Below are 12,871 nucleotides of genomic sequence, written 5' to 3'. Positions count from 1 at the left end.
TTAGTATATGCAAATATCACCATGTAAACCTGTCGCCACAGAAAGGCACAAACATCAGCTCTGTCCTTCCGAGAGTAATCACATCATAGACTTCAAGCTTTATGGTTCCCTCAAGTATTCTCTTCTGCCGGTCTCTGGTAATATATATCTTTTCCTTTGATTCACCGAGTCTGAGCAAAAATTCTTTTCTCTCTTCACTGTACTCTACTACAGCATGTCTGTATCTGGATATGCTTATATCGCCTTCAATACAGATATCCATATCTTTTCTTCTACCCACATAGTTAAGACCACTGACTATATTGTAGCTCTTCCCTTTTGCTTCCCCGCAGATACATACCAGCCATCCTGTAACAGGCATGCCGGGAATCTCCGCGGTCTGATGAACTGCCGGCAACGCATTGTTCATCATTGGTGTCTGCGGCATATTCGGTACGTTGTTCATTACCGGTGTCTGCGGCACATTCGACACGTTATTCATTACCGGTGTCTGCGGCATATTCGGTACGTTGTTCATTACCGGTGTCTGCGGCACATTCGGTATATTGTTCATTACCGGTGTCTGCGGCATATTCGGTATATTGTTCATTACCGGTGTCTGCGGCATATTCGATATATTTCCCATCTGTGCGTGGGTAACCGGTGCTGCCTGGGTCATCCCGGTCATATATGGAGGTACCGGCGGTACATTGTTCATCACCGGCGGCTGCGGCATATTCGGTGGTACCGGCGGTACATTGTTCATCACCGGCGGCTGCGGCATATTCGGTGGTACCGGCGGTACATTGTTCATCACCGGCGGCTGTGGCATATTCGGTGGCACCGGCGGTACATTGTTCATTACCAGCGGATGTGGCATATTCGGTGGTACCGGCGGTACATTGTTCATTACCGGCGGCTGTGGCATAGCAGACATTTGTGATGCCTGACCCGGCTTTGGCATTTGCGGCATTCCTGTCCGTCCCGGAATTGCATTATGTCTTTCACCATATATCATTGATGAATCATCCTGTACTGTTTTATTATCTTTGTCCATATCATCACAATAAGGACATGTAACATTTGCTTCGGCATCATAGAAATGACCATTTGAACATTTTACTAATTTCATATTTATCCCCGCTCCTATTGAACATCAGCCCATTTAAAATTTGCCTTCGGCAAAGGGCTGAAGCTACATGTCAGGTTTTTTTAAAACCTGACACATCCATTGAACATCAGCCCATTTAAAATTTGCCTGCCTGGTATTGCCGCCTCGCATTACAGGTAACGCCAATATGCGTTTTAAACGCATGGGCACAATCTCTCGGCGGCAGTTCGTCAGCACCATTTAAAGTGTGTCTTCGACACTTGGTGCTTCCTCCGGCAAAGGGCTGAAGCTACATGCTTAATAGTTATATATCGTTTTCATCTACTTCTTATACAGTATCAATGCCACTGTTGTGTTATCCTGGCTTTTCACCGTAAGTTCTGTTGCCTTTGATGTAAGCCTTGTGGCTGCAAGTTTAAGATCTGCTCCCGAATTATCAAGCACATCCAATATGATATCCTCACTCACTTTTCTGTACAAACCATCACTGGCAAGCAATATTATATCTCCATCCTCAAGGATATAAGGATCATTATTTATATCCATAAGACTTATATTTCCTATTCCTATAAAGCTTGTAAGGGCTGCCCCCCGCTTCATCTCCGTGCTGTAGATCTCCATGTCTATCTGACCTGCCATAAGAAGCTTATTGAGCTTTGTTTCATAATTGTGTTCTTCGTTCACAACCATGATCTGCTCGTTTCTGATAATATATATCCTGCTGTCGCCAACGCTCAACCAATACAGCCTGTCGCCATCTATAGCAACGGCAACCATTGTGGAACCGCACTCCAGTCGCTCTCCCTGTTCATCTGTTAGAGAATGTACTATATTGTCAATTTTAACCGCTTCATTATAAAAAAATTCCGGGTAATTCTCTATAGGCCGGGCACCCTTGTAGTCCTCAAGTAAAGTACTTACAGTGGTGTTACTGGCCACCTCACCCTTATTCAATCCACCCATGCCATCACAAAGTACCGCCATGCAGCGATCATCTTCACAGTCAAATATGACAGCGTCCTCCTGGTTATCTCTGGTTCCCAGAACACTGTCTGTTCCTATCAGTATATGTTTATGGGCATCGGACATCATCTCTTTATAGTAATCATAAAGCTCTGATTGTTCAACCTGTTCTACCTTTTCATCTTTATCCATTCCAAATAACCTTTCATACACGGACTTGTGCCTCTCCATATCACTCATCTATATGGCTTATTATCCGCTTATCCGTATTTCCTGCCTTTTTATATTATCATCATAAAAGATAATTTTTTTACAGAAAAATCCATCTATAAGTTTATATGTTTTTTTACAGTATGGCAAGTAAAAAAAGCGGAACAGGAAAAAATCCGTGTTCCGCTTTTTATTAAATATTATAAACCTGATCTCCGATATTCCAATGTAGAATTTATCTCTTCTTAAGGAAATCAGGGATCTTTATTCCGTCATTATTAGGCTGGACTGTAGGTCTTACCGGCTGTGTTGCGGCAGGCTTGGCAGCTACTGTCTGTGGAGCAGTTGTCTGTGCAGGCTTAACTGCTGCCTGTGATGTTGCAGTATCTGTCATAAACGATGGCTTTGTAATGCCTGAGCCAAGTCTCTGACCGTTGTATGTAGGTGCAGGACTTACTGTCTCAGCAGCCTTGTGTGCAGGCTCTACATATGTCTGGGCAACCGATACAGGAATAGCTGATGAAGATCTCTCAAGACCTGTGGCAATAATTGTAATGCTGATCTCCTCACCCATGTTATCATTATCAACTGTACCGAAGATGATATTAACTCCGTCTCCTGCCTGTTCTGTAAGATATGTAACAGCGTCATAGGCTTCAACAATACCAATGTTACCTGAGAAGTTGACAATGATATCTGAAGCACCTGAAACAGTTGTCTCAAGTAATGGTGAATCCATGGCTTCCTTGATAGCATCAACAGCCTTGTTCTCACCACTGGCCGAACCGATACCGATATGGGCAATACCCTTATCTCTCATTACTGTCTGGATATCAGCAAAGTCAAGGTTGATAAGACCAGGCTTGTTAATAAGGTCTGTAACACCCTGGACACCCTGCTGAAGAACCTGATCTGCCTTCTTAAGGGCTTCAGGAATACTTGTTCTCTTATCACAAATCTGAAGAAGCTTATCGTTAGGGATAACAATAAGTGTATCTACATTCTGCTTAAGTCTCTCTATACCTTCGAGAGCATTCTTCATACGAGGCTTACCTTCAAAGCTGAAAGGCTTTGTTACAACACCGACTGTAAGTATACCAAGATTTCTTGCCATCTCTGCAACTACAGGAGCAGCACCTGTGCCGGTACCACCGCCCATACCGCATGTTACAAATACCATGTTGGCATCCTTGATAATGTCTGAAATCTCTTCTCTATTTTCTTCCACTGCACTGGCACCAATCTCAGGCTTTGCGCCGGCACCAAGACCCTTTGTAAGCTTCTCGCCTATCTGGATCTTTGTTGTAGCTCTACTTAATGAAAGTGCCTGCTTATCTGTATTGATGGCAATAAGCTCCACACCTTCAACATTTTCATCAATCATTCTGTTAACTGCATTATTTCCAGCTCCTCCAACTCCTATGACAAGAATTCTTGCTGGTGTTTTTTCATCGTTTGATTTTATTTCGAGCAAGGTTACGTCCTCCTTAATTAATTTATTATTTTACTAACTGTCTGATTATCATTTGATACAAATGCATTATACCCCTATAGTGCATTCGTATTAACATAATACGATTTTTCCTTGAAAATTTCAACAGTTATTTTCTTTAATTTTCCTTAAAAATGGCATTTCCACTTTCTGCAGTATAATCTGACATATCCAGAGTACCTTTTTTTCCTTGTATCTTTTCCAGAATGTTACCAAGGTTCATGAGCTTATCTTCAAGATTTGTTCCTGAGCCCAGCTGAATTTTTATATTATCCTTCCTTAAGATAATCTCCTTATCCTTATTAAAACGTATCTCATCTATAAGAAGATCATTTTTGTCTATAAGCTGGGTCATGGTAAGAATACGTTTGAACATATCATCATTTGTCACCGGAAGCTTCTCTCCCAGCACTATCCTCTTGAAATTAAGCCCCTGTATGCAGGGAACATCGCTCAACTTCTCCGAAGACGTTTCGAGCACCACGCCATTATCGTCAAAGTAAACATACTCATCCATATACATTACACAGCCCGCCATGGATTTCTCATACACGGTAATGGTAACGGTATTCTTGTCTATCATCTCGATTTCAAACTTGTCTATGAAAGTGACATTTTCAACAGGATGCCATTTGTTCTCAAAATAAAACACAACTGTATTGTTCATGTTTTTTTCCTTGGAGAAAATGTCTATTATCTGCTCCTCGGTGTAATGGACATTCCCCACCACCTGTACCTTATCCAGCTTGTAATTTGACTGGATATAAACCACCACTCCGATACATAAAACAAGAATCACTGCCAGCACTATAAGTACCACCTTAAGGAAGAAAGGGATCTTTTTCTTCTCCCTTTTTCTTTCTGCAGTCTCCTGTCGTTCTGATGAAGTTTTCGTATTTTTCTTTTCCCTTAACTTCTCTTCTCTATCCATATCTGTCACCTATAATCAGTTGGCATTCTTCTTGTCTTCCATGTCGGGAGTCATCTGCTCCCTGTGTGATGCCACGGAAAATACTATTCCAAGTTCCATAAGCGTGCATACCATAGAACTTCCTCCGTAGCTGATAAACGGAAGCGGTACCCCTGTAGGCGGTATAGTATTGGTAACCACACATATATTTATAAGCACCTGAATAGCTATATGTGCCATTACGCCCACTACCAACAGGCCTCCGAAACGGTCACGGCTGTTCATTGCCACCACCGCACATCTCTTTATTATTATCACAAACAGAGCTATTATCATCACCGCTCCTATGAATCCAAGCTCCTCACATATTACAGAGAAGATCATATCGTTATGTGACTCAGGTATGAATCCCATCTTCTGTATGCTCTTAAAAAGTCCTCTTCCGAACAGGCCTCCGGAACCGATGGCATATAAGGACTGCAGGGTCTGATATCCGTTATCATACTGCTCCGGGTGAAGCCACACCTTTATCCTCTGGGCTCTGTAGCCTGCAAATGCAATAAACAGCACGCAGAACACCACCACCATCAATCCAAGAACCACAAAATACCAGTTCTTAGGGCTTGCCACAAAAGTTACTGCCGCAACAATAACAAGACATATGATTGCTGTGCTCAGGTTTTCTATGGCGATCAAAACGATAGCCGTAAAAGGCAGTATCATAGCCTTAAGAAAGCTCTTAAACTTCGCCAGTTCCTTTGTCTTCGCAGTACATACGGCCGCTGTATAGATAATAAGCGCAAGCTTGGCAAATTCTGACGGCTGAAATCTGAAAGGACCTATATTGAGCCATCTGGAAGAACCATGGCTGGCACTTCCGATTATGTACACAAGACACAGAAGCGCCATTGATACTATGAGTATAACTCTTGAGTACTCATACAGCACCTCATAATCTTTTTTTGCAATAATAAACATGATGACCATTCCCACCAGTGAAAATATCAACTGTCTCTTTAGGAAATAAAAGCTGTCGCCATACATCTCCACTGCTTTATAGGAGCTGGTACTGTATACCATAACAAAGCCTATGGCAAGTATCAATACCAGTGCTGTGATCAATACAAAATCCGTTTTTTTCTTCTTTTGTTTTCCTGAAACAACCTGGGTTGTGCTATTACTCAACGGCATCACTCCTTAAAGCTTAATACATACTCCTTAAACATTCTGCCTCGCTGTTCGTAATTGTCGAACTGTCCCCAGCTGGCACATGCCGGTGAAAGAAGCACCGCATCTCCGTTTTCAGCTTTATCATGGCAATGCTTAACTGCTTCTTCAAGATTATCTAATTTTACTGTATTCATAAATCCAAGCTTATGTGCACAGGCTTCTATCTTATCTGCAGTCTGGCCTATAAGTATAAGTTCCTTAACCTTACCATCAAAAGCATTTATCCATTCATCATACTCAGAGCCCTTGTCATAGCCTCCGCCTATAAGGTAAGTAGGCTTAACCATAGCCTTAATACCCTTTATTGCAGCGTCCGGATTAGTACCCTTTGAGTCATTGTAATAGTCAACTCCGTCAATGGTGTCCACATATTCTATTCTATGTTCCACTGCCTTAAATGATGTGGCAACCTTCTCTATAACAGGTACCGGTATTCCCATATAATATGAAATGGCACATGCCGCAAGAACATTCTCTACGTTATGGTCTCCAAGAAGTATAAGATCCTTGAGATCAAGTATATGTAGCTTCTCACCCTTATCCTCAAGTACTATGCTTCCGTCCTCAACATATACGCCTCCTGCAGGCTTTTCCTTTCTGCTGAAGAATATAGGCTTAACAGCGTAGCCCTCTGCCATCTTTTTTGTATACTCATCATCATAGTTAAGGACCATATAATCATCTGCTGTCTGGTTCTTTGCTATTGATTTCTTGACATTTCCGTAATTCTCAAATGTATAATGTCTGTTGAGATGATCCGGTGTAAGGTTAAGCACTGCACTTACATGTGGATGGAAATCAATGATAGTCTCAAGCTGAAAGCTGCTTATCTCAGCCACTGTGAAGCTGTCGTCTGTTGTTGTATCTGCTAACTCTGTATATGGTATTCCTATATTTCCAACGACTATAGTGCTGTCATTGTACGCCTTTGCGATCTCTCCGACCAGTGCAGTTGTGGTAGTCTTGCCATTCGTCCCCGTAATGGCTGCAATCATTCCCTTACCATAATTATATGCAAGTTCTATCTCGCTCCACACCGGTATATCATGGGCTCTCACCTCATCTACAAATGGTTCGTCAACGGGTATTCCAGGGCTTATAACCATAAGCTCAGCCTCAGAATATGCCTTGTCTGAAAGCTTTCCAAGTTCGATATCCACCAGCTCCGGATTATGTAACTTCTCCTTTACCTGCTGCACATCCCTCTTCTCGTTCTCATCGAATAGAACTACATTTACTTCATGCTTTGTGAGAAGATTAGCAGCACTTATTCCGCTTTTTCCTGTTCCTGCTACTATTGCATTTTTAATTTCCATCTCGGATCTTCCTCCATTCCACTATCGCAGCATTACAGTGCTATAAGACCTAATACACACAATAAAGCTGTAACTATATCAAATATGGCAACGACCTTGCTCTCAGGCCATCCACACAATTCAAAATGATGGTGTATAGGTGCCATCTTAAATACTCTCTTGCCTGTTGTCTTAAATGATACAACCTGGATTATAACAGAAAGAACCTCTGCAAGATATATGAAAGCAACTATAACTATAAACAGTGGCATTTTAAGCATATATGCTGTTGCTGCCACAAAACCTCCCAGTGCCAGTGAGCCTGTGTCTCCCATGAACACCTTGGCAGGATATACATTAAACACAAGGAATCCAAGCAACGCGCCTACGGCTGCACAGGTAACAGGAGCAACTCCCGAGCCTGTTCCTATTGCTACTACTGTGAAGAATGTTGCAATAAGGGCAGTTACCGATGACGCAAGACCATCAAGTCCGTCTGTGAAATTAGAACCGTTTACAGTACCAACCACAACAAACATAAGAAGCAGCACATATGCCCAGTTGCTAAGTGTCACTATCTTACCTGTAAACGGAATGATTATTTCATTATTAAGATCTGTGTAATTTACAACATAGTACGCAAATACCCCTGCAACCACTATCTGTAATAACATCTTCTGCCATGCACGCAGTCCCAGCGAACGCTTCATGACTATCTTGATGAAGTCATCAAGGAAACCGATAAGACCAAAGCCGATGGTTACGAAAAGTATCGGAAGTATCTCCGGATAATCCTTCATATAGAAGAGACATGTTACAGCAATGGCAATGAGGATGACAACGCCACCCATTGTAGGTGTTCCCTCTTTCTTAAGATGAGTCTTAGGTCCGTCATCTCTTACCTCCTGTCCGAACTTCAATCTCTTAAGTAATGGGATAAGTATCGGACAAAGAACTACACTTATTGCGAAGGCAATAAAAACAGGTGTGATGATTTGTAAATTACCAGTATTCATATTATTACTCCTTATCAGCCTGATGTTCAGGCAGTTTATTATTGAACGGCAGGAATATTAAGATACGGCAGGATATTAAGAAAAAGATCCTTTATAACCGGTGCCGCTATAACTCCACCGTAGTATGCACCTTCCGGTTCATCTATGAGGATCATTGCCATTACCTGTGGATCATCAGCCGGGGCAAATCCCATAAATGAAGCTATATATTTTCCTGTTCCTCTGGGGAACTTCTCGCTGGTGGCTGTTTTGCCGCCAATCCTGTAGCCTTCTATGTACGCTTTGTTTCCACCGCCCTCAGACACGACCTTCTCAAGCATCTGCCGCATTTTCTCGGAGGTTTCCGGGGATATAATACCATTTTCAGCCTTATATTGGCAATCCATCACTATATTACCACAATTATCTGTAATTTCCATACCAATATGAGGAGTAATCCTGCTGCCGCCGTTTATAACTGTGGCAATGGCAGTCACAAACTGTATTGGTGTAATCTGAAAGGACTGGCCAAATGACATGGTAGCAAGCTCTACCTCTCCGATATCCTGAAGCTTATGCATGATGGAGTTTCCCTCTCCGGGAAGATCAATACCTGTTTTACTGTACAGTCCAAGCTGTTCATAATAGGTGAGCATATATTCTGCCCCTACCCTGCTGCCGATATCCATAAATGCAGGATTGCAGGAATTCATCAATGCCTGTTCAAAGGTTTCACTGCCATGACCTGTGGTCTTATGGCACCTTATCCTTCTGTCCTCCACAATCCTGTATCCGGGACAGTAAAACATATCCGAATCCGACACAACGCCCTTTTCTATGGCAGCCGAGGCAGTTATTATCTTGCAGATGGAACCCGGCTCATAGGTGTCACTTATAAGGTAGTTTCTCCACATACGGTTCAGTAATTCAGTTTCGTTTTCAGAGGTTATAGCATCATTTCCTATGTATTCATAGGGATTGTTCAGATCATATTCCGGAGCATCCACCATTGCATAAATCTCACCGTTTTTAGGATTCATGACAATGATACTTACCCTCTTGGCATTCTTTTCCTCAAGGATCTTATCAGCGGTTCTCTCTGCATACTTCTGTATATTTATATCTATTGTAGTTACAAGATTATTGCCGGGTATGGATTCCGTAATGGTCTCCGGTGACTCCGAAAGCTCATTTCCCTTGGCGTCGGTAACTTCATTAACACTTCCGTTGATGCCCTTAAGCACATCATCATATGTGACCTCAAGTCCCAGGACTCCCTGGTTATCACTTCCGGCAAATCCCATAACCTTCGATAAAAGGCTTCCATAAGGATAATACCTTTTATAATCCCAGTCAACCTTTATTCCCTTTATTCCAAGGGCTTCAAGCTTTTCTCCGGACTCTTTGTCCAGATTTTTTTTAATGATCTCCCTGGAAGAATTCTTCTCTACGGATTTTCTTATCTTTGCCTCATCAGCGCCTGTGTACCGGACCAATGCCTCCACTGCAGCAGCCTCGTCCTCGATCTGGCTGTGTACCACCGACACCTGGCATACAATCTGGTTATCCGCCAGTACATTTCCATTTCTGTCAAGAATCTTGCCCCTTGGTGCTTTAACCTCCCTCTCCCTTTCATGAAGAGCGTCAGCAATGTCCGTGTAATACTCTCCCTTATATAGCATCAGATATCCCAGCCTGCAAATACACACTAACATCAGACACAGCAGGAATACTAGTATCCCTGCTGTCTTACGTCTATTATAGCTATGGAAAAACATCAGTCATCCCTTAATATTTTATCCATACATTATATTAAATTGAAAATATCTTTATTCATTTTTAATTACTCGTCAAGCCCAGTTACAGGATCAACGTAATTGCCTGTCCCATCACCTGTGCCTGCCTCTGTGGTAGTTTCTGTGGTGGTATCTGTTCCCGCCTCGCTTCCAGGTTCTGTACCATCACCCGTACCGGTTGTATCCCCTGTCTCGTCAAAGGCAGAACCGATAGGCTCATCATTTCCGTCCGGAACTATTGTCTCATCACTACTCTGATACACGTTCATATATGGAAGAAGATCCTCCATGATAGCGTGGAACAGTAATGCACCTGCACCCGATGTTGACTGACTCTCCACATCCGGTTCATCAACCACTACATAAACCATGATCTGGGGATGTTCAACCGGCGAAAATCCTATGAACGAAAGAATGTATCTTCCTGTTCCTCTCGGAAGCTTCTCTGCCGTACCCGTCTTACCACCGATGGTGTAGCCGTCAACTGCTGCCCTCTTACCTGTACCGTCTGTTACAACTCCTGCAAGATAACTCTTGAGAAGATCTGATGTACTCTTGGAAATAGTCTTTCTCACAAGCTCAGGCTCCACCGCCTCAATTATGCTTCCGTCATTATCAAGGATCTGTTTTGCCACATGTGGTGTGTAATAATTTCCACCGTTTATTATTGAGCAGAAGCCCGCTGCCATCTGTATCATTGTAACATTAACACCCTGTCCGAATGATGAAGTTGCAAGCTCTGTGGGATTAAGCTTATCTGCGTCAAACTTGGCGCCAACCGACTCACCATACAGATCAATACCTGTGTAGCTTCCTATTCCGAACAGCTCCTGATATTTGTCAAATGTGCTTGCTCCCTCCTTGGCTGCAATCTGCATAAGGCCATCATTACAGGACTGCTCAAGGGCCTGTCTTACTGTCAGCATACCATCACCGCTTCTGTTATGGCAATAGATCCTGTCCTCTCCAATCTGCTGGTATCCATCGCAGTAAAATGTATCCCCGTCCTGTACCACATCATCTTCAATGGCTCCCGCAACGGTAAACGGCTTAAAAGTTGAACCCGGCTCAAAGTTATCACTTATACAAAAATTTCTCCAGAGAGAATTCAAAGCCTCATACAACTGGGTGCTGTCAAAGCTGTCCAGCGTACTCTTGAACTCTGCATCTGTCATCTGTGAGAAATCATATTCCAGCTCTTCCGGTATTTCTTCTGTGGAAGCTTCCTCAGTGCTTCCATCCTCTGATGTATCTTCCTCAGAGGTCTCCTCCGAGGTCTCCTCCGAGCTTTCTTCCTCAGTACTGCCATCTTCCGTAGACGCGTCCTCTGTGGATGCCTCCTCTGTGGTATCCTGACGCTTCGCAGGATTTGAGACATTAACTGTCATGTTCCTAAGCTTTGACGTATCCATAGGATCATTCGGATCATATGAATATGATGAAGCCATGGCAAGAACTTCTCCGTTGTCAGGATCCATGGCTACAACACCGATCTTCTTGGCACCGGTCTCCTGCATGTACTGCTTTATATTATCTTCAACTATTTTCTGAATGTTCAGATCTATTGTGGATACTACCGTATAACCGTCCACAGCCGGAACAGTTACCGACTGAACTGTGTTGTCATTTGTCAGGTATCCGTAGGTCTTACCGTTTGTACCATTAAGGTAGCTGTTGTAATATCCCTCGATACCACCCTGTCCCACGTTACCACTTACGGTGTAACCAAGTATATGACATGCAAGACTGTTATTAGGATAGGTTCTCTTATACTGATCCTCGAACCATACACCTACAACATCCTTTCCTGCATTTGTATCGCAGTACTCTCTGAATGCCTGGACATCTGCATAAGCGATCTCCTTCTTTACCAGACAATAGAGAGAATCATTTCTCTGCATATACGAATCATAGGTTTCCTTGTCTATCCCAAAGAATTTATTGAGAGCTGTATATGTTGCTTCTCTTCCTTTGTCTGAGCTTAATATATTCTTAGGCTCTATTATGAGATTGTATACCTTTTCATTTGTGGCAAGCACATTACCGTTCCTGTCTACGATCTCGCCTCGCTCATAAGGAATCTCCAGGCTCTCGTACTGCTTCTGTGACAGAACCTGCTCGGAGTAATTCTTACCCTTGGCAATCTCCAGATAGGCAACTCTTATGATCAGTGCTACAAATCCAAGCATTGCTATAAGGAACACCACAAATAGTTTTTTCTTCATTCTCTCAAGAAAACGCTTTCTCTGTCTCGACATATCTATCTCTTCTCCGTATAAAAAATATTATAACCATTAATAAAAGTTATTCCTGAGGCCTACTTAGTCTCAGGAATATCCTTGTACTGCACTACATAGTCTTCACTGTTCTTTGAATAGTAAACCGTCTGTCCCGGCTTTGAGTAAACCATTCCAAGTTCCTGTGTAGCAATCTTATATATTTCATCAAGATCTACTGACGCTTCAAGTCTTGACTTATATTCAGAATTGGCGTTCTTCTGATTGGTAAGTTCCTTCTGCAATGCGGATATCTCACTCTTATCTGCACGCACATCTGCTGCCAGGCTGAGATAATTGTATCCTGCCAATACCATTATTCCAACTATCACCAATGAAAATACGCTGTATCCAAGTTCGCGTCTAAAGGACACATCCTGGTTTCTTCTGAAAAGCCTGCTCCTCTTCTTTCTTGTCTTCGGTCTTGCCTTGCGAACAGGTTTCCTGCGTTCAGGTTCAGCCGGTAATGCAGATGCTTTTCTTACGGTATTGCCCCTCACTTCATCTGAAGTTCTCCTTACCTGCTTTTCTGGCATATCTTCAATTTTTCTTACTGTACTACCATCAATGTAGTATCTTCTGTTTGCTGCCATAAAATCACCTCACGCTGCTAT

Annotated in this window: 10 protein-coding genes; all 10 read right to left on the bottom strand. The window is 42.7% G+C overall.

What is annotated here, in order from left to right; genetic code table 11:
• Positions 1–16 precede the first annotated feature (16 nt).
• The gene (locus tag DXB54_RS07650) at positions 17–1,111 is read right to left on the bottom strand and encodes an FHA domain-containing protein (RefSeq protein ID WP_118694788.1); all 1,095 of its coding nucleotides are present in this window, start codon (positions 1,109–1,111) and stop codon (positions 17–19) included.
• Positions 1,112–1,411: 300 nt separating this feature from the next.
• Positions 1,412–2,245 carry a PP2C family protein-serine/threonine phosphatase gene (locus tag DXB54_RS07645; protein ID WP_199708743.1) on the bottom strand — a complete coding sequence of 278 codons (834 nt, stop codon included), beginning with the start codon at positions 2,243–2,245 and terminating at the stop codon, positions 1,412–1,414.
• Between the two features lie 253 nt (positions 2,246–2,498).
• Complete coding sequence (gene ftsZ, locus DXB54_RS07640) at positions 2,499–3,737, bottom strand: cell division protein FtsZ (RefSeq protein ID WP_118694786.1); 1,239 nt, start codon at positions 3,735–3,737, stop codon at positions 2,499–2,501.
• Between the two features lie 136 nt (positions 3,738–3,873).
• Positions 3,874–4,686 (bottom strand): cell division protein FtsQ/DivIB, encoded by an 813-nt coding sequence (locus DXB54_RS07635; RefSeq protein WP_021937532.1) that lies wholly within the window; start codon positions 4,684–4,686, stop codon positions 3,874–3,876.
• Positions 4,687–4,701: 15 nt separating this feature from the next.
• Positions 4,702–5,850, bottom strand: coding sequence for a putative lipid II flippase FtsW (gene ftsW / locus DXB54_RS07630; RefSeq protein WP_243104781.1), 1,149 nt, complete (start codon positions 5,848–5,850; stop codon positions 4,702–4,704).
• 5 nt (positions 5,851–5,855) lie between these two features.
• Complete coding sequence (murD, locus tag DXB54_RS07625; protein ID WP_118694784.1) at positions 5,856–7,211, bottom strand: UDP-N-acetylmuramoyl-L-alanine--D-glutamate ligase; 1,356 nt, start codon at positions 7,209–7,211, stop codon at positions 5,856–5,858.
• A 32-nt stretch (positions 7,212–7,243) separates the two neighbouring features.
• Positions 7,244–8,206: a phospho-N-acetylmuramoyl-pentapeptide-transferase gene (mraY, locus tag DXB54_RS07620; RefSeq protein WP_021937535.1), complete on the bottom strand. Its 963-nt coding sequence runs from the start codon at positions 8,204–8,206 to the stop codon at positions 7,244–7,246.
• Positions 8,207–8,244: 38 nt separating this feature from the next.
• Positions 8,245–9,963, bottom strand: coding sequence for a peptidoglycan D,D-transpeptidase FtsI family protein (locus DXB54_RS07615; protein WP_021937536.1), 1,719 nt, complete (start codon positions 9,961–9,963; stop codon positions 8,245–8,247).
• Between the two features lie 65 nt (positions 9,964–10,028).
• Positions 10,029–12,239 carry a peptidoglycan D,D-transpeptidase FtsI family protein gene (locus DXB54_RS07610; RefSeq protein ID WP_118694783.1) on the bottom strand — a complete coding sequence of 737 codons (2,211 nt, stop codon included), beginning with the start codon at positions 12,237–12,239 and terminating at the stop codon, positions 10,029–10,031.
• A gap of 59 nt (positions 12,240–12,298) precedes the next feature.
• A complete protein-coding gene (locus DXB54_RS07605) occupies positions 12,299–12,850 on the bottom strand; it encodes a cell division protein FtsL (protein WP_021937538.1) in 552 nt (183 codons plus the stop codon).
• Between the last annotated feature and the right edge of the window lie 21 nt (positions 12,851–12,871).

The sequence above is a fragment of the Coprococcus sp. OM04-5BH genome, from assembly GCF_003482105.1.
Lineage (GTDB): Bacteria > Bacillota > Clostridia > Lachnospirales > Lachnospiraceae > Coprococcus.
Note: the sequence above shows the minus strand (reverse complement) of the source record. Positions and strands in the feature narration are given on the sequence as shown.